Genomic DNA, 21,712 nt, shown 5'->3' with positions numbered 1-21,712 from the left:
ATGACTCACCTAGAAAAGTTATTGATCGATTGTGCATTCGATTGTAAAAGATAAATTCAACTTATATAGATGACTGACCTTTTATAGGAATAGAACTTTTCATTCTCACATATCTTCTAGTAATAACATTGAATAGATAGGAAGTTGATGTCATGAACCTATGGATTTCAATCGCTCTGTACGTATCCTTTATTGTGTCCATCTTTTTAATTTCTCAAGCATATTTCGAATCTTTGCGCTTAATGAACTCTGAAGGAAAGGTAAAAGGAATTCCTTTCGTTTTTCTATCGTCCTTAAGTTTGTTTTTTACACTTTTAACTTCTTACTTTTATCAATTACTCTATTAACAAATTTCTTTATGCTTCGACAAATTCCCTCTGACAGGTTGTCGAAGTTTTTTTATGAAACATAAAGAGAGTGCTGGTACAATATTAAATGAAAGCGCAATCATTAAGTAGGGGGGAACTAAGATTGATGCTAAAGAATTTAACAATTGGCCAATTATTAAAAGAAACAAGCACTGCATTTAAAAATCACCCAGCCACTATTTACTCTCAAGAGAATATTCACTATACGTATAACGAATTGTATAACGAAACGGGAAAAGTTGCAAAAGCTCTACTAGGATTAGGAATTAAAAAAGGAGACCATATTGCAGTTTGGTCTACCAATCGCTTGGAATGGATTTTACTTCAACTCGCTTCTGCTCGAATTGGTGCCGTACTAGTTACAGTAAATACAAGTTATCAAGAAGCCGAAGTAGAATATCTTTTAAATCATTCAGATACAACTGCCCTTTTCTATATTGATTCCTTTAAAACGACTTCATATTCATCAATCATTGCATCTATTGTCCATAAACTTCCGAGACTACAACATCTAATTAGTATCGATAATAAAAACCAAAAAATGAATTGGAATCAATTTCTACTATATAGTATGAACATTTCAGATGAAGCACTAACTCTCGCTGAACAAAATGTATACCCCGAAGAAGTAATTAACATGCAATATACTTCTGGCACTACCGGGTTTCCCAAAGGCGTTATGCTTAGTCACAATAATATAGTAAATAACGCTCTTTTAGTAGCTAATGCAATGAAGCTATCTCACCAAGACAAACTTTGTATCCCTGTACCTTTCTTTCATTGTTTTGGTTGTGTTATGGGATCATTAGCATCCGTATGTGTTGGAGCGACCATGGTGCCCATCGTTGAATTCAATCCTACCGTTGTACTTGAAACTGTTGAAAAAGAAAAGTGCACTGCTTTACACGGCGTACCCACTATGTTTATTGCTGAACTAAATCTTCCAAATTTCCATGATTACGATTTATCAAGTTTACGAACGGGAATTATGGCTGGATCGAATTGTCCTACCGAAGTAATGAAACGCGTAATGAATGACATGGGAATTAACGAAATCACCATTGCCTATGGACAAACTGAAAGCTCACCTGTTATTACTCAAACAACAACTACCGACTCCCTAGAAAGACGGGTAACAACCGTTGGAAAAGCTCATCCTCACGTACAGGTCAAAATCATCGATCCGATAAACGGACACGTATTACCAATAGGTGTTCAAGGGGAACTTTGCGCAAAAGGCTACTTAATCATGAAGGGATATTACAAAATGCCTGAAGAAACAGCCAGGGCCATTGACTCTGATGGGTGGCTTCATACTGGTGATTTAGCCGTCATTGATAATGAGGGATATATTAAAATTACCGGTCGCTTAAAAGATATGATTATTAGAGGCGGGGAAAATATCTATCCTCGCGAAATCGAAGAATTTTTATACCTTCATCCAAAAATTGAAGATATTCAAGTGATTGGTGTTCCCGATAAACATTACGGAGAAACAGTGGTGGCTTGCATTAAATTAAAGCCAGGTGTAGAAGCAACAGCATCTGAAATTAAAGAGTATTGCAAAAACAAACTTTCACACTTTAAAATACCTGAGTCTATCTATTTCGTAGAAGCATTTCCGATGACCGCATCTGGAAAAATCCAAAAATATAAACTACGAGAACAACTTCAAAATTTTTCATAAAAAATGATATTTTTCATCTCTAAACACTAAAAATGGTTTACTATACTAACTATACATATCTGTCCTGATTTTATCATACAGATATAAAACAACACAGTTTAGTGAAATAGGTGAATTAGATGGATCATCAAATGTTATTGAAACTTGGCATATCTGCTCTATTAGGACTTATTATCGGATTGGAGAGAGAATTAAAGCGTAAGCCTGTAGGCTTAAAGACGTCGCTTGTCATTTCAATTATTAGCTGCTTATTAACCATTGTCTCAATTGAGTCCTCTCACATTTTTAACGATGGTGATAACATTACTATGGATCCACTGCGTTTAGCAGCGCAAATTGTATCTGGTATTGGATTTCTTGGTGCGGGAGTTATTTTACGCAAAGAAAATGACAGTATCTCGGGGTTAACAACAGCTGCCATTATATGGGGAGCTGCTGGTATAGGTATCGCTGTAGGAGCTGGCTTTTATACGGAAGCATTTATAGGGGTTATTTTGCTCATTATTAGCGTCGAACTGCTTCCATTTTTAATTACGGTTTTCGGACCAAAACAGCTACGTGAAAAAGAGCTTATCCTTCAACTGAAACTTGCTAATAAACATAATATTGTTGAGACAACAGCTAGCATTAAAGAAAAAGATATTACAATAAAGAATATCCGTATTAAAGATTTAGATACGGGGCAACTATATATTCGAATGAAGGTGTCCGTTCACCAAAAACGCCCTACCACTGAAGTTTATTACGAAATACAGAAGATTTCAGGCATTCGAAGCATTGAAATTGAAAATGTCTAAAAGGCTATAATGCCTTTTAGACATTTTTTAATTTCTTTAAAAATTGTTCCTGGGATCTTTCTGATAATCGAAGCTCCTCCTCTGTCGCTTCTGTTAATAACTTATACTTTTCCACATGTGGTAGATTCATGCTGTGAATAATTTCTCTACACTGCTTTAAAAAAGACGTGTATTGTGTATAACTATCGTCAAACTGAACCTTTAACTCACTAATAAGCTTCTTTGTCAACAAAGGACTTGCACCATTTGTGGATACGGCAACTGATAGATCTCCTCTTGAAAAGCTCGCAGGTATATAGACATTTCCTTTTGTGTGAGCACTAGCCATATTAATAAGCTGGTGTTCACTCTTTTCTTTCTCTACTATATCTAAAGCGTCAAGTTGATTAGTAGCTACTACAACAAGAAATACGTGAGCTAAGTCTTTCTTTTCTAAGCAGCGCTTTTTCACCTTTATTTTCCCTTGCTTGTCCCATTCATGAATTTCATCATCCACATGTGGAGAAACAACTATGATCTCTGCTTTATGTTCCAACAGCTTGCGTATACGCCTAACCGCTACTTTTCCTCCGCCAACAATTAAAATGGTTTTACCTTCTAAATTAAGAGTAACGGTAAACATCATATTCATTGCCTTGACTGTTTAATAATTTGTTCACTTGATTTTGTAAGATATTACTTAACCTATCATGGTAGCCTAAATAATTTGCTAAGATAAACTCTTGTTCAGCTTTATTCCATTTTTTTAACTCTGTTCGAATTTCGTTCATCAAAATCCCTGTAAATAAGAGATATGGCAACACAAACACTTGTGAATAGTTTGATTCACTTGCCTGTTTTAAGCCATCTAAAAGCTTTGGTGTTGTGGCAGCCAAATAACAAGTATCTACATGCTGAAACCCACCTTTATGTGCCAAGCGTTGAGCAATTTCATGAAAATCCTTTTTGACTTCAGGATCACTACTTCCACGACCTACTAATAGTACCATTGCGTCTTTTTTAATGGTAACTTCAGTCTCCTTAATTCTCTCTATCAAGATATCCACAATTTGATTGTCAACACCAAACGGGGTACCATAAACAACTTTGATATGTGGATAGTGTTGATAAACTTTGTGTATTTCTTCCGGAATATCTACTTTAGCATGACCAGCTGTTAACAATAAGATAGGGACAATTGCGATTCTAGTAGCTCCTTGCTCCACACACCTCTTAAAACCTTGTTCAATTGTAGGTTCTGCTAATTCGAGAAAACATACTTCTTGAATGGGAACATCAATCTTCGATTTGCTTCTTTCAATAAATTCAATGGCTTGATCACAGCCCTTTTTTACTCGGCTACCGTGACAAATATACAATACTGCATCCATACCATTCACCTCTTTACTAAGCCTCTTCAACACAAGCATATTGTGTAAAAGCTAATTTTTCAAACCAATTTAGCTTTTCATGAAAGCGAACAACCTCGCCTACAATAATTATACTTGGATTTCCTACCTTCTCTTTGTTTACGATATTAACAATTGTATCTAGCGTACCACTAACCGTGCGCTGCTGTTCAGCATACGTTCCCCAATTAACGAGTGCAATAGGCGTATCTTTTGATTTTCCGTGCTCCATAAGCGATTCACAAATATAAGGTAGGTTTTTAACACCCATGTAAATCACCAATGTATCAACAGCTGTTGTTAACTGCTCCCACTTAATGGCTTTACGAGGCTCGTCTTGACGATGCCCTGTTATAAAAGCTACACTTGCACTATAGTCACGATGTGTAACAGGTATTCCCGCATATGAAGCTACAGCAATTCCCGATGTAACCCCAGGAATAATCTCAAAGTCAATATTATTCTCTACAAGAGCTTCTGCCTCTTCCCCTCCTCGTCCAAATACAAAAGGGTCTCCCCCTTTTAAGCGCACGACAACTTTACCTTTTTTAGCAAACTTCACTAGAAAGCTATTAATTGTTTCTTGTTTCAACGTGTGATAATTAGGCAACTTACCACAGTAAATGATATTCACTTCTGCTTTAGCATACTCTAATAACTCTTTATTCACCAAGCGATCATATAAAATTACATCTGCTTTTTGAATAGCTTTTATTGCTTTAATCGTAACTAACTCTGGATCTCCTGGACCTGCCCCAACCAAATACACTTTCCCCATTTTTCTATTTCACCCTCTCAATATTATTAATCTACTCTTATTGATGAATAAAGCAAAGGCCCTCACGATGCAAAGCACAGCTTTGCTCTTGCGATGTGAGGGCCTTTATTTATATCTTTTAAATAAATTTTTTATTTGTTAAGTATGCTAAAACTGTTTCAACGCACTCTTCAACAGTTTGATTAAATGTATTTACGACCAGTTCAGCATTTTCTGGAGCTTCATAAGGTGAATCGATACCTGTAAAGTCACGAATTTCACCACTTCTCGCTTTCTTGTAAAGCCCTTTTGGATCTCGTTTTTCACACTCTTCAAGCGGGCACTCTACGTACACTTCTACAAATTCATCCGCTTCTAATAGCTCTCTTACCTGCGTACGATCTTCTTTAAATGGTGAAATAAAGGCTGTTAAGACAACTTGCCCACTGTCAACAAACAGCTTCGAAACTTCTCCGATACGACGAATGTTCTCAGTACGATCTTCAGCAGAAAAGCCTAAATTTTTATTTAAACCAAAGCGAATATTATCCCCATCTAATACATAGTTGCGAATGTTTTTTTCAAACAATGCTTGTGCTACTGCGTTTGCAACGGTTGACTTGCCTGAACCCGATAAACCAGTAAACCATAATACAAAGCTATAATGTCCGTTTTGTTGTCTTCTTGCTTCTTTATTAATGCCTGATTCATGCCATGTAATATTTGTTGATTTACTCAATTCAACCGCCCCTTAATTTGAAGTTACTGTTTGCTGTAATCCTTTTATTAACACTTCAATTACTTCTTTTCGGCTAAACGTACTTGGTGGAACTTCACCATTTCGAAGCATTTCACGTACTTTTGTTCCTGATAAAATGACATGGTCTTCTTTTTCATGTGGACATGTTTTAGTTGAAGCCATTCCTTCACACTTCTTGCAGTAGAAGCTGTGTTCAAAGAATAATGGCGTAATACCAAGTTCATCTTCTGTAAAGTTATTAAAGATTAGCTGCGCATCGTATGTGCCATAGTAGTCACCTACACCAGCATGATCGCGACCTACAATAAAATGCGTACATCCAAAGTTTTTACGTACTAATGCATGGAAGATAGCTTCTCGAGGACCAGCGTATCTCATTGCTGCTGGGAAAACAGCTAAGAATACACGATTTTTTGGATAATAGTTTTTCAACAATACCTCATAGCTTTCCATACGAATATCCGCTGGAATATCATCAGATTTTGTTTCTCCTACAAGTGGATTTAGAAACAATCCATCAACAATTTCTAAAGCTGATTTTTGAATGTATTCATGAGCACGATGAACAGGATTACGAGTTTGAAAACCTACAACTTTCTTCCAGTTACGTTCTTTAAAAACCTCTCTTGTTTGTGCTGGATCTAAATAATATGTTTCAAATTTATCTTTTTGCGTACGATTTACAAGTACAATTGGACCTGCCACATATACATTTGGACGTTCAAATAATTTACGCACTCCCGGATGAGCTAGCTCTGCCGTACGGTAAACATGCTCTGCTTCTTTTTCCTTATTAGGCTTATACGTCTCAGATACTGTTAAAACACCGTAAACCACACCATCTTGAACAAGCTTAACTTGATCTCCTCCTTGTAGCTCATGTGCTTTTTCTTCTGTAACAGGAAGAGTAATTGGAATACTCCATACTGTCCCGTCAGCTAACCTCATTCCTTCCACAACAGCTTCATAATCACGCTGTCCTAAGAAGCCTGTAATAGGGCTGTATCCACCAATTCCAATTAACTCTAAATCACTTAATGCAATATTATCTAATTCAATCTCTTTCGTAACACCTGTATAATCATAATCAGGTTGATATAAATTAACTAACTCTCCACCATGTGCTTGAATCGAACTCATTCTAAACTCCTCCTCAATGAATAACTAATATTTATCTTTAAGCAGTCATCTTTTGGTTTTCTTGTTTTTGTTTTGTTGTTTTAATTAAACTAAGAATGCCATAAGTTGCAATACAACCGCTTATCAATACCACAAACGCATAAAAATCTGTTTCAACCACTAATTTCACTAAACCGTAAGAGATAACGAGAGAAAAAACCGGCGATACAACCCATACCTTTAACATCTGAACAATGACCTGTCTTTGATCAGATGTAAAACCAGATTTAGCTGCCCCTATTCCAATGATAGAAGATGTTGTAACCTGAGTTAAAGGGACAGGGAGTCCAAATACGGAAGCTGCGGTAACAAGCGACGCACCTGTTCCAGAAATAATACACCCTTCACCCACCGTGAAATCCGTGATTTTCTTCCCATTTGTCTCAATTACTCGATCTCCTAAAAGTAATGCACCAACCGCAACGGCTAACCCACCTGCTATAACGCCAGTTGATGTACTGATCATACCAGCTCCAACAAGCGGGCCTACGGCGTTTGCTACGTTGTTCATACCGGCTGAAAAAGCTTCAAAAAAACCGGTAGCTATTACTAAAACTGCAAGTGGCTTTTTCCACTTTTGCTGAGTAGGCGTTTTTTTCTTTTTTAATAACCACCCACATACAAAGGCAATTACAAACGAAATAATCGGTACAATAACCCAAAAGCTCATAACAATTAATAGCTTTTGTATATAAACAGATTGATAGGCAATCCCAACACCTACAACTGATCCTACTGTCACTTCACTAGTTGATAGTGGTATTCCAATTAAATTAGCAAAGAATAATGATAGAGTGGCAGAAGCTAAAATAACGATAACTAGCTCCACCGTTAGAATACTTTCTGGGATAATACCAGAACCAATGGTTTTAACAACTTCTCCTCCACCGATAACAGCACCTAGTAAAATACCTAGTGCACATATAACTAATGCCACTTTGCGATGCTTAATGGCACCTGAACCGTAAGAGACTCCCATAGCAGCAGCTGCACCACTTGCGCCAATATTCATCGCAAAAAAGAGGGCGATTGCAAAAGCAATGTAAACAAGCATAAATTTTCAGCTCTTTCATTTAAGATTCATGTAAGCCACATTCCACTTTCTTAGTACCTGCCCATCTTCCAGATCGTAAATCTTCCATGTTATAGGCAGGTAGCGTACAGGGCTCACATCCAATGCTTGGATACCCTTGATCGTGAAGTTTGTTATACGGCAAGTTATGCTTATATACATATCGCCAAATTTCTTTCCAAGACCAATGAATTAATGGGCAAACTTTAATCTTTTTGAATTTCTCGTCCTTATTAAAAAACTCTGTTTTACTTCTTGATTCAGATTGTTCTCTTCTTAACCCTGAAATCCAAGCATCATACGGAGCAAGTGATTCTTTTAAAGGAATAATCTTGCGAATTTGACAGCATAGGTTAGGCTCAGTTTTCCAAAGTTCATCTCCATGCTTTTCAGCTTGCTCTTTTAGCGATAGGTTAGGCTTTTTCATTTGGATACGTAAATCTGGAAACCTCTCTTTAATTGCTTCAATGACTTCGTACGTCTCTTTAAAATGAACACCTGTGTCTAAAAAAACAATGTGAGCATCTTTTTTCACTTTTGAAATTAAATCAATTAATACAATTCCTTCAATTCCAAAGCTAGATGCGTAAATAAGAGAATCACCATAATGGTTATATGCCCACTCTAATGCCTTTAAAGCTCCCTTTGTTTCATCTTGCTCATCAAAAGTCGGAAATTGATTTGGCCAATTTTCATACGTATATACACTCATGATTTTCACTCCAATACTTTGTTATCCAATCAAAAAAGACGGTTTTACCCCCATAATGAAGGATAAAACCGCCTCTAGTTTGTCTAGTCAGCTATTTATTTAATTCTTATTTTTTCATTTTTCTCGAGTTGAACTACTTTCCCGTCTTGAACCACAAGCGTGATTGAGCCAAACTTCATGTCGCTTAACATTTTTTCTACGCTTGCAAAAACAGAATTTAAGTCAGAGTTTTGTGCCATCACAGTCCCTCCTTATTTGTTAACAATATATTCAACAGGCTTCTGTTTTTTCATGAAAAATAAAAAGTCTTCCACATCTGAAAGACTGATTAGGCAACAAATTCACCTTATCTTTCAAAATGAAAATCATTTTGTTGGAGTTAGCACCTTGCACAACATGCAGGTTGCTGGGTTTCAAAGGGCCAGTTCCCTCCACCACTCTGGATAAGTATTTTTTAAAAATTTTAGCATATTTAGAATATTTGTCAACAGCAAAAATAATTTATCCGATAAGAAAACTATACTTTAAATTAACAGAAATATCTATTATTTTTTCATTATATGAGCAATTTTTTTGGGCGTCACTCTTAATTCACACCGTTATAGTATAGATTTATGTCTTTCGTACACATTAAAACATAATAATTATTTTAGATTGGAGCTATGTTCAATGATGGAAAGTCACTCTTTTCAATTAGATGATGTAATTAAACAAAGTTTACACAATCATTTAAGTCAAATAGCAGCGGAAGCAATCAAAATTCAGCAACATCTAGAAAGCAGTGACCACTGTGTTTTATGTGATTTTGAAGACTTAAGAAAATTATTTCAAAGCGTACAGTCCACAGCTGCATCCTATTATTTAAGACACTACTTGTCTCCTTACACCCACGAATACGCAGCTCTTTCACTCGCGATACATAGTTTATCTGAGAAACATCATGGAGCTTTAATGGTTATTGAGAGAAATGACTCAGTGGAGCACTTAATTCAAAAAGGAATTCCTATTCACGCTCCAGTTACGTCTACGCTCGTTGAAACAGTTTTTTATCCTGGAAATCCATTACATGATGGTGCCATTGTGATTAGAAACAATCAAATTATTTCGGCTGCTAATGTTTTACCACTGTCCACAAAAGTACTGCAAAAGAAGCTTGGAACACGCCACCGTGCAGCTCTTGGTATGTCTGAACAGTGCGACGCACTTATTTTAGTTGTATCAGAAGAAAGCGGTCGAATATCTTTTGCTTTAGAAGGTAGCTTATATCCAATCCATTCCAGCAAAAACATCCTGTAAGCGACTACAACTGTCTGACATCATATCTTATAGTTATAAAAAAGAGATTACACGATAAAAAAAACTTATTACAGGTTGCCTTTTATACGTCTAACGCGCTATAATCACTAATGTCAGAAAACCTTACACATTTTAAAAAAGCATCATTAAAATGACTCTTTTTATGAACAGCTAAGGTTAATCGTTAATTAAGGGAGAGAACTTTTAGGATGGAAACCATATCGACTCTATTCAGCAGCTTTGTGGATGAAGCCAATAATTTTTTATGGACTTATATATTAATTGCGCTTCTTTTATTAGTTGGATTATATTTTACAATTCGTACAAAATTCGTTCAGTTTAGTCAGTTCAAAGAAATGGTTCGCTTGTTAGGTGAAGGCGCTAAAACAGACGGAAGCGATAAAAAAGGAATTACCTCCTTTCAAGCTTTTGCTATTAGTACAGCAGCTCGTGTAGGTACTGGGAACCTTGCTGGTGTTGCTTCTGCAATTGCTCTTGGGGGCCCTGGAGCAGTGTTTTGGATGTGGGTTGTTGCTTTAGTTGGATCAGCATCAGCTTTTATTGAAAGCACCCTTGCTCAAGTATATAAAGTAAAAGACAAAGACGGTTTTCGTGGTGGTCCTGCTTACTACATGGAAAAAGGTTTAAACAAACGCTGGATGGGTGTTTTATTTTCCATCTTAATTACAATCTCATTCGGATTAGTATTTAACTCTGTACAAGCTAATACTATTTCACTTGCTTTTGAAGAAGCTTTTGGCGTTAATCGCTTAATTGTTGGTGTTGTTGTTACAGCCATTGTAGGTGTTCTCATTTTTGGTGGTATTAAACGAGTAGCTAAAGCATCAGAGTTAATTGTAGTAGTAATGGCAGTTGTATATATTGGACTAGCATTAGTTGTTTTAGCTATTAATATTACAGAAATTCCACATATGATCGCATTAATTATAAAAAGCGCTTTTGGATTTGAAGAAGCATTTGCCGGTGCCATCGGTGCTGCCATCATGAATGGTATCAAACGCGGATTATTCTCCAACGAAGCTGGTATGGGTAGTGCACCTAACGCAGCCGCAGCGGCATCTGTCAGTCACCCAGCTAAGCAAGGTTTCATTCAAGCTCTGGCCGTCTTTAACGATACGCTAATCATCTGTAGTTGTACTGCATTTATCGTGTTATTATCTGGTGCGTATGCAACGCCTGGACTTGAAGGAATTCAATTGACTCAAGTTGCGTTAAGTACACATATCGGTGGATGGGCTGTTCAATTCATTGCTATCATTTTATTTATGTTTGCATTTAGCTCGTTAGTAGCTAACTATTATTATGGAGAAACAAACATTGAATTTTTAACATCAAACAAAATCTGGTTAAACCTTTATCGATTCGGGGTTATCTTAATGGTATTGTTTGGTTCAGTTGCAAGCTTAGGCGTTGTTTGGGGACTTGCAGACTTATTTATGGCCCTAATGGCAATTACAAACCTAATTGCAATTGTTTTACTAGGAAAAGTTGCAATTGCAGTCTTAAACGATTACTTGTCTCAGCGTAAAGCAGGAAAAGATCCTGTTTTCTACAAAGATTCTGTTAAAGGCTTAGAGAATTTAGATTTCTGGGAACGCTCTCGAGAAATTGATAAATAATAAAGGAGCAGCTATTATGCTGCTTTTTTATTTGACTGTATTTGACCGAAAATTTAAACTATTATACAGAAACTAATTCAGAAAAGGTGATAATTATGGCAATTCTAGGATTTGGGCACGTAGGTATTCAGGTAAAAAATATTCAAGAGTCAATAACATTTTATACAGAAATTGTTGGGTTAGAATTACTAGAAACGTTTCCACATACAGATCCGTCCTTGAAGCTAGCTTTCTTAGGAATAGACAACAATAGCATTGTTGAATTAATTGAAGGATACAACCCTTCACTACCTTCAGAAGGAAAAGTTCATCACTTTGCGCTTACAGTAGACAATATCGAAGAAGAACGTTCACGTTTAAAGAATCTCAACGTTTCTTTTGTAGACGAAGAAATCGTAACGTTGCCTAACGGAGCAAAATATTTATTCTTTTATGGCCCTGACGGTGAATGGATTGAATATATGGAAGTAAAAACGAGATAAGTTCTTATACCTCTTTCATAAGTTGGTCATACTAATAACTAGACCCTTATGCTAGGAGGTTTTTTTTATGGTCGATTGGCTTCTGTTTCGCTTTTTCCGACGCTCTGTCATAACGCGTTTACTATTTATTATTACGTTTTTAGTTATTTTATTTGGAACTATTATGCACATAGCTGAACCACAAACTTTTTTTACAATTTTTGATGGGATTTGGTGGGTAGTTATTACCATTTCAACAATTGGCTATGGAGATTTTGTGCCAGACACCGTTATAGGTAAGCTAATTGCTATGCTTTTAATTTTAATTGGCACAGGTTTTATTACTACCTACTTTGTTTCACTGGCTACAATTGCCGTGTCACAAGAAAATGCCTATCTAGAAGGAAATTTAAAGTTTTTAGGCGAAGGTCACCTTATTATTATTGGTTGGAATGAAAGAGCTAGACTGGTTATTGAAGAATATAAAAAGGCTTTTCACGAAGAAGTTATTGTCTTAATTGACAGTAGCCTAAAGAAAAATCCAATGATTTGTGATCGATTACACTTCATTAAAGGCAGTGCTTCCGATTCTAATACGTTATCATTAGCGAACCTTTCAAAAGCGAAAAAAGTATTAATAACTGCTGATCAACATACAACAGAAGAACAAGCTGATATGCAAACAATTGTGACACTGGTAGCGATTAGAGGCGCCAATCCTTCTGCCTATCTCATTGCTGAGCTTTTAACTGAAAAGCATATCCGAAATGCAGAAACAATTGGAATTAATGAAATCATTAAAACGAATGAACTGATTAGCCAATTAATGCATGAAAATATTTTTGTTACAAAGCTAAAAGAGTAACAATCCCTCTACCTTCTTTTAGCTTTGTAACGCTTCTTCTGCCTCTTTTAACAATTCTTTTCCTAACGAAAGGTATTCATCAGGAAATTGTGCATCAGGATCTTGAGGCTCTGCAAATTGATTAAACGATGCATTAATATTACCTACATCAACATTATCATCTAGCCCAATTTGATATTTGTGTGAAAGCAAATAGGGCTTTCCAATTTGAACTGTTGTTCCTTGTGAATCCAGCTGACCATCCATAGCCTGAAAAGGAATTCGTAAAAACTGGTATCCAACTTCATCATTTATCTTATAATCAAAAAAACCGTGGTCGTAATCCCAGTTCCCTCCTATAACGTATCCCAGTGGCTTTAATGTCTGCTCTAATACATATAGCTTAAATAGTTCACCTTCTAATTTTGAAGCTAATTCAATCATTACCTCGCCTCCTCTTTTGTTAACATCTCCTTTTCACTATAAATTATCCATAAAAAAAAGAGTTTGGGACATAACAAAATGATTGCTTCTAAAAGACGAACACTAGCTGTTCCAATCTTTTTGGTTTGTCTGAACACGTTCGTTCCATTGCGCTACGGCCACTCGCTTTCCGCGGGGAGGAACCTGAGCTTCCTCGCTGCGCTGCGGGATCTCAGTTTTCCCTCTCTTTCCCGCAGGAGTCGAGTGTCCTACGCTCCATTCCACCCTGTTTCCAACATTGTTTTCACAATCAACAAAAAACCTGAACGATTAAAAGTTATGAACTCTCAATCGTTCAGGTTTATCATTGGCTGAATTACTTATGTCCCAGCCTCTTCTACCTGATATCTTATTTTAAACGTTTTTCTAATTCTGCTTTTTTCTCTTCAAACCCTGGTTTACCAAGAAGCGCAAACATATTTACCTTATATGCTTCTACACCAGGCTGATCAAATGGGTTAACACCTAATAGGTAACCACTCATCGCACAAGCTTTCTCGAAGAAGTATACTAAATAACCAAAGGTATACTCATCTAAAGCTGGAATGCTTACAACTAAGTTTGGCACACCACCATCAGTATGAGCAAGCATCGTGCCTTGGAATGCCTTTTTATTTACAAAATCAACTGTTTCACCAGCTAAATAGTTTAAGCCGTCTAAATCTGCTGCATCTGACTCAATTGTTAATTCATGGCGTGGCTTTTCTACTTGCACAATTGTTTCAAATAAGTCACGGCGACCTTCTTGTACATATTGACCTAATGAGTGAAGATCAGTAGAGAAGTTCGCTGAAGAAGGATAGATACCTTTTTGGTCTTTTCCTTCACTTTCACCAAACAGTTGTTTCCACCACTCTGCAAAGTATTGAAGAGCTGGCTCATAGTTAATTAGCATCTCAATTGTTTTACCTTTATTGTAAAGGACGTTTCGAGCAACTGCATATTGGTACGCAGGGTTTTGCTCAAGCTCAGAAGCTGCAAAATCATTTTGTGCTGCTGCTGCACCTTTCATCATGTCTTCAATTTTTAAACCAGCAGCTGCAATCGGTAAAAGCCCTACCGCTGTTAACACAGAATAACGGCCCCCAACATCATCAGGAATAACAAATGTTTCATAGCCTTCTTCATCTGCTAGCGTTTTTAATGCTCCACGCGCTTTATCTGTTGTAGCGTAAATACGACCACGCGCTTCTTCCTTACCATATTTCTCTTCTAACAATTTACGGAAAATACGGAAAGCGATAGCAGGCTCTGTAGTAGTACCTGATTTTGAAATAACATTAATAGAGAAATCTTTGTCTTGCAATACATCCATTAAGTCTTTCATGTATGTCGAGCTAATATTATTTCCAGCAAAGATTACTTGTGGCGTTTTACGCTGTTCTTTTGATAACGTGTTGTAGAATGAATGTTGTAACATTTCAATTGCAGCACGTGCTCCTAGATAAGAACCACCAATCCCAATTACAATTAAAACATCTGAATCACTTTTAATTTTTTCTGCACTTTTTTGAATACGAGCAAATTCTTCTTTGTCATAGTCAGTTGGTAGGTCTACCCATCCTAGAAAGTCGTTACCTGCCCCTGTTTTTTCATGAATTGAATGATGCGCTACTTTAACAGCATCGCGAAGGTATGTAAGTTCGTGCTCACCAAAGAAAGATAACGCATTTGAATAATCAAAACGAACATGTGTCATATTCTGTTCCTCCATTAAATTGTTCTTTCCTTTCACTTTATCGAAAGGATGCAATGAATTCAAGTAAAAGACATTAATACAAATGTTGTTATCCTAGTCTTTTTACAAATTCTTTTTCACTATACACTTTTTCTCTTTCATAAAACAACCTTCTAATAGGAGATTTTTGCTTTTCACAATATGATTTTTCATAACAATAAAAAACGGTTTAAAGAGCGCATTCTTAAAACCGTTTTCAATTCTTCGCTATTTAAGATTTATTCATTTTCTTCAAGAATGGATTTCCCTTCAGAAATGACATAATTGGTTGCGCCAATCTTTACATATTCTCTTGGCTTATAAGTCGGGAGTTCAACAGGCCTTTCAATAATGGCAGTGTCAGCAGATGTAGACATTTGTTCATATTGAATTGGAGACATGTTGAACTTTTGCTGTTCTTTAGCAGTTAGGTGACTATCCACCATATATCCTCCAGTAACTAGAACTCCAAATATTGATCCACTCGCTATAATTTGTCTGAGATACACATTTATCACCTCACTATTAGGGTGACAAAAATCGACGGTTTTTATTCAAAAAAAAATTTTTTTGAGGTTGTGTAGACGAGTTTTTATTTATTTAATAAGACAGGTGAAAAACGTTGATACTACTGAGTAGCAAGGATGCACGCACTGTTAAAGTATTATATAATCATTCATAGAAAATCTAATCTATTGGATGTCACAAGGAGGTTTGTGTTTTGTCTTGGTTACATCTGGTGATCATCTCACCATTCTTATTAGCATTTCTTATTCCACTTCTGTATAAATCATTTAAACAGATTCATACAGGGTGGTTTGTGTTGCCATTGCCGCTTGTGCTGTTCATTTACTTTACGAAGTATATAAGCGGAGTTGCGAACGGAAATTCGTATTTATATTCATTGAAATGGATACCTAGCTTAGGGATTAATTTTGATGCTTATATTGATGGACTGGGCTTATTATTTGCTTTGCTAATTACAGGAATTGGAACGCTAGTAATCCTGTATTCCATCTACTATCTATCAAAAACGAAAGAGTCACTTCATACTTTTTATGTGTATCTCTTAATGTTTATGGGAGCTATGCTTGGAGTAGTCTTGTCTGATAACCTAATTGTTCTTTATAGCTTTTGGGAGCTAACAAGTCTTTCGTCTTTCCTACTTATTGGCTATTGGTATCAACGAGAGAAGTCACGCTATGGAGCTCAAAAGTCGATGCTTATCACGGTTTTTGGTGGCTTGGCTTTATTAGCAGGAATCGTATTACTATCAATTCCAAGCGGTACATTTAGCATTAGAGAGATTGTCGCAAACTTAGATGTTGTCACATCAAGTTCACTCTTTATCCCCGCAATGATTCTTGTTTTGCTTGGTGCATTTACAAAATCTGCACAATTCCCATTCCACATCTGGCTACCAGATGCAATGGAAGCACCAACACCAGTTAGTGCTTATCTGCACTCTGCAACAATGGTTAAAGCTGGTATTTATCTAGTTGCACGCTTAAGTCCGGTTTTTTCAGACCACGCAGTGTGGTTTACGCTGGTCTCAACCATTGGGGTTATAACCCTTTTCTGGGGGTCTTTCTCAGCCGTGAAGCAGACAGACTTAAAGGGAATCTTAGCTTTCTCAACAATCAGTCAGCTTGGAATGATTATGTCTTTACTTGGTGTAGGAAGTGCAGCGTTACACTATGAATTTTTAGACGATAACATTTATATTGTAGCAATTACGGCAGCTGTATTCCATCTTATTAACCATGCTACATTTAAAGGTAGTTTATTTATGGTTGTTGGTATTGTAGACCATGAAACGGGAACGCGTGATATTCGTAAACTAGGCGGGCTAATGACTCTTATGCCGGTAACATTCACAATTACAGTAATTGGTGGATTTGCAATGGCTGGTCTTCCACCTTTCAACGGATTCTTAAGTAAAGAAATGTTCTTTACGGGAATGGTCAACGTAACGAAGATGAATATCTATAACATGGAAACATGGGGAATGCTGTTCCCAGTTATTGCTTGGATTGCAAGTATATTCACGTTTGTTTATAGCATGATTTTGGTATTCAAAACATTTACTGGTAATTATCAACCTGAGAAGCTAGAGAAAAAGCCACATGAAGCTCCGATAGGTATGCTAATTTCACCTGTTATTTTAGCTTCACTTGTTGTTATCTTTGGTTTATTCCCAAATATATTAGAATCTAGCATTATTGAACCAACCATGGCTTCAATTGCACCAAGTTTATTAGATGCCGGTGAGCAGTTCCATGTTCACATTACGTTTTGGCATGGCTTTACGCCCGAGCTATTTATGACAATTGGTGTCATCGCTATGGGTATCTTACTATTCTTAACATTAAATAAGTGGACAAAAGTTTATCGCTTGTTCCCTGAGTCTATTACGCTAAATAACGCCTACAACAATGGATTAGCGGGTATGGAAAAAGGTTCGAGTGGCATCATGAAATTTATGATGACAGGCTTTATTCGTGATTACCTCTTAATTATCTTTGCCTTTATCGGTACAGCTGTTTTAATTACCTTGTTTACACAAGGTGGATTTAAAGTAGATACCTCTAACATGGATAATATTGGAATATACGAAGCAATTCTAGCTGTAGTTATGGTCCTTGGAGCCATTACTACTGTTTTTGCCAAGTCACGCTTAACAGCTATCATTTCCTTAGGCGTCGTGGGTTACACCCTAGCTCTGTTCTTTGTCTTATTTAGAGCACCTGATTTAGCCTTAACACAGTTAGTAATTGAAACCGTATCTGTTGCACTATTCTTACTGTGCTTCTATCACCTTCCAGAATTTAAAGCGAAAAAAGTACGAGTTAAATTTCATCTACCAAACTTTATTATCGCTTTACTTGTAGGAGTTACAGTAACACTTGTCGGTATTGCATCTAGCAGTACAAAACTATTTGATTCGATTTCACAATACTTTATTGAGAACAGTTATAAAGAAGCAGGTGGAGAAAACATGGTAAACGTTATTCTCGTTGACTTCCGTGGATTTGATACGCTGTTTGAATTAGCTGTGCTATGCATTGCTGCACTCGGAATTTACAGCATGATTCGATTAAGATTAGCAAAGGAGGAGAATAGATAATGAAAAAGAACGATTTAATTTTACAAACGACCACTAAAGTCGTAACGTTTATCATTATCATTTTTGCCATTCACCTTTTCTTTGCAGGTCATTACACACCAGGTGGAGGGTTTGTAGGCGGTCTTACCACCGCTTCCGCTCTTGTGTTATTGTTATTGGCTTTTGATATTAAAACCGTATCAAAAGTCATTCCTTTTGATCACAAAAAAGTAGCGGCCTCCGGATTATTATTAGCTTTATTAACAGGACTTGGAGCTTTTGTTTTTAAAGTTCCATTCCTCACACACACATTTGATTATTTTTACCTTCCTATACTAGGAAAAACTGCACTTGCAACTGTTGTGTTGTTTGACCTTGGTGTATATCTAGTAGTTGTTGGTGTTACGATGACCATTATTCAAACGATTGGAGAGAGTGAATAATGGACATATTAATGTCAATTGTAGCCGGAATTTTGTTCACAGTAGCAGTTTATTTAATGTTATCTCGTAGTCTACTACGAATTATTATTGGAACAGGTATACTAAGTCACGGAGCACACTTATTAATACTCACAATGGGTGGATTAAAAGGTGGAACAGTACCTTTGTTAGGGGAAAATGCTCCCTCTTATACTGACCCCCTACCTCAAGCATTAATTTTAACTGCAATTGTTATTAGCTTTGGTGTTACTTCCTTTTTCCTTGTATTAGCTTACAGAGCTTATCAAGAACTCGGAACAGACGATATGGACAAGTTAAGGGGACATGAACATGATGAATAACTTTGTAATCATTCCGCTGCTTATCCCGTTTGTTGTAGGTGTTGTGCTTATATTTTTCAAAGATAATATTAAACTTCAACGAATAATCAGTACGATATCGTTAATTGCTACAACTGGATTTGCAGCTTATTTAGTACAACTTGTATATAAAGAGGGTATCCTAACTCATAAGCTTGGGAACTGGGACCCTCCGTTTGGAATTATTTTAGTAGCTGATATGCTTGCTGCTTTGCTTGTATTAACGGCAAGCATTGTTGCACTCTGCTGTATACTATTTGCTTTTCGCTCCATTGGAGAAAAACGAGAACGATTCTACTTCTATCCACTCGTTCATTTCTTAATGGTTGGAGTATTTGGCGCCTTTTTAACTGGAGATATTTTCAACTTATTCGTTTTCTTCGAAGTAATGTTAATGTCTTCATATGCTCTAATTGTTATTGGAGGCACCAGAGCGCAGCTACGAGAGTCACTTAAATATATACTAGTAAACGTGATTTCCTCCGCTCTTTTTGTTATAACTGTAGCTTACTTGTATTCGGTTACTGGTACTCTCAATATGGCGGACTTATCACAAAGGGTTGCTGAAGTAAATCAACCAGGGATTTTAACGACCATTGGGGTTTTATTTTTCATTGTATTCGGTCTAAAAGCCGCTCTTTTCCCAATGTATTTCTGGTTGCCAAGCGCCTATAATGCACCTCCTCCCGTTGTCACAGCTCTTTTTGTTGCATTACTAACGAAAGTTGGAATCTATTCTATCTTCCGTACGTTCACGCTGATTTTTTATCATCAGCCTGAGGTGACACATCAACTTATTGGCTATACGGCACTATTAACGATTGTCATCGGTACAGTTGGCGCTATTGCTTATAACGATATGAATAAGATTTTAATCTATAATATTGTCATTGCAGTTGGTGTTATCGTATACGGTATCACCTTAACAACACCGGCAGGAATTGAAGGTGCAATTTATTACTTAATTCACGATATGATTATTAAAGCCGCACTGTTCTTACTAGGCGGAGCTATCATTGCTATTACAGGGACGTCTAAGCTAAAAGAGATGGGCGGATTAATTCAGCGTCACCCTCAATTGGGCTGGATGTTTTTCGTCGCTGTTGTCTCGCTAGCTGGTATACCTCCGCTAAGTGGATTTGTTGGTAAATTTCTTCTTGTCCAAGGTGGATTAGAGTCACAGAGCTATACATTTGTTATTGTATTGCTTGTATCAAGCTTAATGGTGTTATATTCCGCGATGAAGATTTTTATGAACTGCTTCTGGCGCGCACCAAAATTAACCGAGGAGCAAGAGAAAGGGTCTACAAAAGGAATGCTGTATCCATCAGCTATTCTACTTGCGATCTCAATATTCTTAGGATTAGGTGCGGAGGTTGTATTCCCTTATATTTCAATGGCAGCTGAAACACTCATGGACCCTTCTATTTATATCGAATCGGTGTTAAAGGAGTAGATCTGCATGTCATTTCAACTATTATTAAACGTAGTAATTGCTGTTACATGGATGTTTTTAAGAGGTATTTGGACCGGACCCTCTTTTCTTATTGGTTTCTTTTGGGGAGCAGTTATGCTGTTTGTCTTTCGACGCTTCTTTCCTCAAAGATTTTATTTAGAAAAAGTATTTGCGGTCATTAAACTGCTTCTTATCTTTCTTGTTGAGCTGTTTAAAGCAAATATCGCGGTTATTCAAGATGTGTTGCGTCCAAAGTTAAATATAAAGCCTGCAATTTTTGCGATGCCAACGAAGCTTGAAAAAGATTGGGAGGTTACGACTCTTTCACTACTCATTACCTTAACACCTGGAACGGTGGTAATTGATGTGTCAGATGATAACTCCACTCTTTATATTCACGCCATGAACGTGGATGATATTGACGAGGTAATTAAGGATATTCAACATTCATTTGAAAAAGCCATTATGGAGGTGAGCCGCTAATATGCTAGACATGTTACTTAATCTATCGCTGCTGTTAATTTCAATTTCGACGATTGGATTTATATATCGCATCATCAAAGGGCCTACCACGGGTGACCGCGCTATGGCTTTAGATGCGATTGGCATTAACATTATAGCTGTTACGGCCATCCTATCTATTATGCTACGCACAACATCATTTGTAGAAGTAATTCTTTTAATTGGAATTATCGCTTTTGTTGGTACTGTTGCGTTTGGTAAGTTTTTAGAAAAAGGAGCGATTATTGAATATGACCGCGATCAGTGATTTAATTATCGGTATTATTATTCTAATGGGCGCTCTGTTAACCGTTGTTACAATGATTGGCCTCATTAGGCTACCCGACACCTATACACGAAGCCATGCCGCTTCTAAAAGCGCCACGCTTGGTGTGCTACTTATCTTAGTAGGATGTTTACTGTTTTTCTGGATTAAAGATGGTTCCATTAACGGACAGTTGCTATTAGGCATTGTGTTTGTATTTATTACATCACCAGTTGCCGGACATCTATTAGGAAGAGCTGCTTATTACAGCGGATCTCCCCTTTGGAAAGGTACTGTTCGAGACGATCTAAAAGAAAAGCAAAAAAAACGAAGTATGTCTGAATAAAAAAATGGGGCTGTCTAATAAGTCCCTCTAAATAAAACAGGTGGAGAAAAACGCAATGTTTTTCTCCACCTGTTT

25 protein-coding genes and 1 riboswitch are annotated in these 21,712 nt (G+C 36.8%); of the genes, 13 read left to right on the top strand and 12 right to left on the bottom strand.

Annotated features, from left to right (window positions below; genetic code table 11):
- Positions 1-474 precede the first annotated feature (474 nt).
- Together AC1UFB_RS01090 and AC1UFB_RS01085 are read left to right on the top strand one after the other, a co-directional pair.
- Positions 475-2,055: an AMP-binding protein gene (locus AC1UFB_RS01090; RefSeq protein WP_328101154.1), complete on the top strand. Its 1,581-nt coding sequence runs from the start codon at positions 475-477 to the stop codon at positions 2,053-2,055.
- A gap of 119 nt (positions 2,056-2,174) precedes the next feature.
- On the top strand, positions 2,175-2,852 hold the full coding sequence (locus tag AC1UFB_RS01085; RefSeq protein ID WP_025908101.1) for an MgtC/SapB family protein: 678 nt from the start codon (positions 2,175-2,177) through the stop codon (positions 2,850-2,852).
- A gap of 16 nt (positions 2,853-2,868) precedes the next feature.
- Here the strand turns inward: AC1UFB_RS01085 and AC1UFB_RS01080 are convergent, their stop codons facing one another.
- The 8 genes from AC1UFB_RS01080 to AC1UFB_RS01045 all read right to left on the bottom strand — a co-directional run bounded on the left by AC1UFB_RS01080 (position 2,869) and on the right by AC1UFB_RS01045 (position 8,959).
- Positions 2,869-3,483, bottom strand: coding sequence for an NAD(P)-dependent oxidoreductase (locus AC1UFB_RS01080; RefSeq protein ID WP_081801806.1), 615 nt, complete (start codon positions 3,481-3,483; stop codon positions 2,869-2,871).
- Positions 3,455-4,222 (bottom strand): sirohydrochlorin chelatase, encoded by a 768-nt coding sequence (locus tag AC1UFB_RS01075; protein ID WP_100346676.1) that lies wholly within the window; start codon positions 4,220-4,222, stop codon positions 3,455-3,457. The genes AC1UFB_RS01080 and AC1UFB_RS01075 overlap by 29 nt, the downstream gene beginning before the upstream one ends.
- Before the next feature lie 16 nt (positions 4,223-4,238).
- The gene (gene cobA / locus AC1UFB_RS01070; protein WP_482588326.1) at positions 4,239-5,018 is read right to left on the bottom strand and encodes a uroporphyrinogen-III C-methyltransferase; all 780 of its coding nucleotides are present in this window, start codon (positions 5,016-5,018) and stop codon (positions 4,239-4,241) included.
- 118 nt (positions 5,019-5,136) lie between these two features.
- On the bottom strand, positions 5,137-5,736 hold the full coding sequence (gene cysC / locus AC1UFB_RS01065) for an adenylyl-sulfate kinase (protein ID WP_025908097.1): 600 nt from the start codon (positions 5,734-5,736) through the stop codon (positions 5,137-5,139).
- Between the two features lie 12 nt (positions 5,737-5,748).
- Positions 5,749-6,897, bottom strand: a complete 1,149-nt coding sequence (gene sat / locus AC1UFB_RS01060; RefSeq protein WP_482588324.1) for a sulfate adenylyltransferase — start codon at positions 6,895-6,897, stop codon at positions 5,749-5,751.
- A gap of 37 nt (positions 6,898-6,934) precedes the next feature.
- Positions 6,935-7,990 carry an inorganic phosphate transporter gene (locus AC1UFB_RS01055; protein ID WP_328101153.1) on the bottom strand — a complete coding sequence of 352 codons (1,056 nt, stop codon included), beginning with the start codon at positions 7,988-7,990 and terminating at the stop codon, positions 6,935-6,937.
- Between the two features lie 19 nt (positions 7,991-8,009).
- Positions 8,010-8,720 carry a phosphoadenylyl-sulfate reductase gene (locus tag AC1UFB_RS01050; protein WP_025908094.1) on the bottom strand — a complete coding sequence of 237 codons (711 nt, stop codon included), beginning with the start codon at positions 8,718-8,720 and terminating at the stop codon, positions 8,010-8,012.
- A 95-nt stretch (positions 8,721-8,815) separates the two neighbouring features.
- A complete protein-coding gene (locus tag AC1UFB_RS01045) occupies positions 8,816-8,959 on the bottom strand; it encodes a YezD family protein (protein WP_064484039.1) in 144 nt (47 codons plus the stop codon).
- Positions 8,960-9,063: 104 nt separating this feature from the next.
- A riboswitch (SAM riboswitch) is annotated at positions 9,064-9,170 on the bottom strand.
- A gap of 222 nt (positions 9,171-9,392) precedes the next feature.
- Here AC1UFB_RS01045 and cdaS point away from each other — a divergent pair.
- The 4 genes from cdaS to AC1UFB_RS01025 all read left to right on the top strand — a co-directional run bounded on the left by cdaS (position 9,393) and on the right by AC1UFB_RS01025 (position 12,982).
- Entirely contained in the window at positions 9,393-10,016 is a 624-nt protein-coding gene (gene cdaS / locus AC1UFB_RS01040) for a sporulation-specific diadenylate cyclase CdaS (protein ID WP_100348140.1), read from the top strand.
- Between the two features lie 209 nt (positions 10,017-10,225).
- Entirely contained in the window at positions 10,226-11,656 is a 1,431-nt protein-coding gene (locus AC1UFB_RS01035; RefSeq protein WP_061785383.1) for an alanine/glycine:cation symporter family protein, read from the top strand.
- A 95-nt stretch (positions 11,657-11,751) separates the two neighbouring features.
- Positions 11,752-12,138 carry a VOC family protein gene (locus AC1UFB_RS01030; protein ID WP_100346672.1) on the top strand — a complete coding sequence of 129 codons (387 nt, stop codon included), beginning with the start codon at positions 11,752-11,754 and terminating at the stop codon, positions 12,136-12,138.
- 67 nt (positions 12,139-12,205) lie between these two features.
- A complete protein-coding gene (locus AC1UFB_RS01025) occupies positions 12,206-12,982 on the top strand; it encodes an ion channel (RefSeq protein ID WP_100346671.1) in 777 nt (258 codons plus the stop codon).
- An 18-nt stretch (positions 12,983-13,000) separates the two neighbouring features.
- On the opposite strand, the gene AC1UFB_RS01020 is transcribed toward AC1UFB_RS01025, so the two are convergent.
- The 4 genes from AC1UFB_RS01020 to AC1UFB_RS01005 form a co-directional block, all read right to left on the bottom strand.
- Positions 13,001-13,405 (bottom strand): YugN-like family protein, encoded by a 405-nt coding sequence (locus AC1UFB_RS01020; RefSeq protein ID WP_025908089.1) that lies wholly within the window; start codon positions 13,403-13,405, stop codon positions 13,001-13,003.
- 102 nt (positions 13,406-13,507) lie between these two features.
- A complete protein-coding gene (locus tag AC1UFB_RS01015) occupies positions 13,508-13,669 on the bottom strand; it encodes a hypothetical protein (protein WP_156413469.1) in 162 nt (53 codons plus the stop codon).
- A gap of 124 nt (positions 13,670-13,793) precedes the next feature.
- The gene (locus tag AC1UFB_RS01010; RefSeq protein WP_025908088.1) at positions 13,794-15,143 is read right to left on the bottom strand and encodes a glucose-6-phosphate isomerase; all 1,350 of its coding nucleotides are present in this window, start codon (positions 15,141-15,143) and stop codon (positions 13,794-13,796) included.
- A gap of 257 nt (positions 15,144-15,400) precedes the next feature.
- Positions 15,401-15,604 carry a hypothetical protein gene (locus tag AC1UFB_RS01005; protein WP_025908087.1) on the bottom strand — a complete coding sequence of 68 codons (204 nt, stop codon included), beginning with the start codon at positions 15,602-15,604 and terminating at the stop codon, positions 15,401-15,403.
- A 278-nt stretch (positions 15,605-15,882) separates the two neighbouring features.
- On the opposite strand from AC1UFB_RS01005, the gene AC1UFB_RS01000 reads away from it, so the two are divergent.
- The 7 genes from AC1UFB_RS01000 to mnhG are packed head-to-tail and all read left to right on the top strand — an operon-like array spanning position 15,883 to position 21,637.
- A complete protein-coding gene (locus tag AC1UFB_RS01000; RefSeq protein WP_328101133.1) occupies positions 15,883-18,288 on the top strand; it encodes a Na+/H+ antiporter subunit A in 2,406 nt (801 codons plus the stop codon).
- Positions 18,288-18,710 carry a Na(+)/H(+) antiporter subunit B gene (locus AC1UFB_RS00995; RefSeq protein ID WP_025908085.1) on the top strand — a complete coding sequence of 141 codons (423 nt, stop codon included), beginning with the start codon at positions 18,288-18,290 and terminating at the stop codon, positions 18,708-18,710. The genes AC1UFB_RS01000 and AC1UFB_RS00995 overlap by 1 nt, the downstream gene beginning before the upstream one ends.
- On the top strand, positions 18,710-19,051 hold the full coding sequence (locus tag AC1UFB_RS00990; protein WP_328101132.1) for a Na(+)/H(+) antiporter subunit C: 342 nt from the start codon (positions 18,710-18,712) through the stop codon (positions 19,049-19,051). Before AC1UFB_RS00995 ends, AC1UFB_RS00990 begins: the two co-directional genes overlap by 1 nt.
- Complete coding sequence (locus AC1UFB_RS00985; RefSeq protein ID WP_482588318.1) at positions 19,041-20,525, top strand: Na+/H+ antiporter subunit D; 1,485 nt, start codon at positions 19,041-19,043, stop codon at positions 20,523-20,525. Before AC1UFB_RS00990 ends, AC1UFB_RS00985 begins: the two co-directional genes overlap by 11 nt.
- A 6-nt stretch (positions 20,526-20,531) precedes the next feature.
- A complete protein-coding gene (locus AC1UFB_RS00980) occupies positions 20,532-21,008 on the top strand; it encodes a Na+/H+ antiporter subunit E (protein ID WP_061785388.1) in 477 nt (158 codons plus the stop codon).
- Position 21,009: 1 nt separating this feature from the next.
- A complete protein-coding gene (locus AC1UFB_RS00975) occupies positions 21,010-21,294 on the top strand; it encodes a Na(+)/H(+) antiporter subunit F1 (protein ID WP_100346668.1) in 285 nt (94 codons plus the stop codon).
- A complete protein-coding gene (gene mnhG / locus AC1UFB_RS00970) occupies positions 21,278-21,637 on the top strand; it encodes a monovalent cation/H(+) antiporter subunit G (protein WP_025908080.1) in 360 nt (119 codons plus the stop codon). Before AC1UFB_RS00975 ends, mnhG begins: the two co-directional genes overlap by 17 nt.
- Positions 21,638-21,712 lie beyond the last annotated feature (75 nt).

Source organism: Priestia sp. KCTC 13724 (genome assembly GCF_056820425.1).
Note: the sequence above shows the minus strand (reverse complement) of the source record. Positions and strands in the feature narration are given on the sequence as shown.

Bases quoted from the DNA above. Each gene is read 5' to 3' on its own strand.
- AC1UFB_RS01030 (WP_100346672.1), top strand. From the start codon at position 11,752: ATGGCAATTCTAGGATTTGGGCACGTAGGTATTCAGGTAAAAAATATT.
- cdaS (WP_100348140.1), top strand. From the start codon at position 9,393: ATGGAAAGTCACTCTTTTCAATTAGATGATGTAATTAAACAAAGTTTA.
- sat (WP_482588324.1), bottom strand. From the start codon at position 6,897: ATGAGTTCGATTCAAGCACATGGTGGAGAGTTAGTTAATTTATATCAA.
- AC1UFB_RS01025 (WP_100346671.1), top strand. From the start codon at position 12,206: ATGGTCGATTGGCTTCTGTTTCGCTTTTTCCGACGCTCTGTCATAACG.
- AC1UFB_RS01090 (WP_328101154.1), top strand. From the start codon at position 475: ATGCTAAAGAATTTAACAATTGGCCAATTATTAAAAGAAACAAGCACT.
- mnhG (WP_025908080.1), top strand. From the start codon at position 21,278: ATGACCGCGATCAGTGATTTAATTATCGGTATTATTATTCTAATGGGC.
- AC1UFB_RS00975 (WP_100346668.1), top strand. From the start codon at position 21,010: ATGCTAGACATGTTACTTAATCTATCGCTGCTGTTAATTTCAATTTCG.
- AC1UFB_RS01035 (WP_061785383.1), top strand. From the start codon at position 10,226: ATGGAAACCATATCGACTCTATTCAGCAGCTTTGTGGATGAAGCCAAT.
- AC1UFB_RS01050 (WP_025908094.1), bottom strand. From the start codon at position 8,720: ATGAGTGTATATACGTATGAAAATTGGCCAAATCAATTTCCGACTTTT.
- AC1UFB_RS00995 (WP_025908085.1), top strand. From the start codon at position 18,288: ATGAAAAAGAACGATTTAATTTTACAAACGACCACTAAAGTCGTAACG.
- AC1UFB_RS00980 (WP_061785388.1), top strand. From the start codon at position 20,532: ATGTCATTTCAACTATTATTAAACGTAGTAATTGCTGTTACATGGATG.
- AC1UFB_RS01020 (WP_025908089.1), bottom strand. From the start codon at position 13,405: ATGATTGAATTAGCTTCAAAATTAGAAGGTGAACTATTTAAGCTATAT.
- AC1UFB_RS01075 (WP_100346676.1), bottom strand. From the start codon at position 4,222: ATGGATGCAGTATTGTATATTTGTCACGGTAGCCGAGTAAAAAAGGGC.
- AC1UFB_RS01085 (WP_025908101.1), top strand. From the start codon at position 2,175: ATGGATCATCAAATGTTATTGAAACTTGGCATATCTGCTCTATTAGGA.
- AC1UFB_RS00990 (WP_328101132.1), top strand. From the start codon at position 18,710: ATGGACATATTAATGTCAATTGTAGCCGGAATTTTGTTCACAGTAGCA.
- AC1UFB_RS01080 (WP_081801806.1), bottom strand. From the start codon at position 3,483: ATGAATATGATGTTTACCGTTACTCTTAATTTAGAAGGTAAAACCATT.
- AC1UFB_RS01045 (WP_064484039.1), bottom strand. From the start codon at position 8,959: ATGGCACAAAACTCTGACTTAAATTCTGTTTTTGCAAGCGTAGAAAAA.
- AC1UFB_RS00985 (WP_482588318.1), top strand. From the start codon at position 19,041: ATGATGAATAACTTTGTAATCATTCCGCTGCTTATCCCGTTTGTTGTA.
- cobA (WP_482588326.1), bottom strand. From the start codon at position 5,018: ATGGGGAAAGTGTATTTGGTTGGGGCAGGTCCAGGAGATCCAGAGTTA.
- AC1UFB_RS01055 (WP_328101153.1), bottom strand. From the start codon at position 7,990: ATGCTTGTTTACATTGCTTTTGCAATCGCCCTCTTTTTTGCGATGAAT.
- AC1UFB_RS01010 (WP_025908088.1), bottom strand. From the start codon at position 15,143: ATGACACATGTTCGTTTTGATTATTCAAATGCGTTATCTTTCTTTGGT.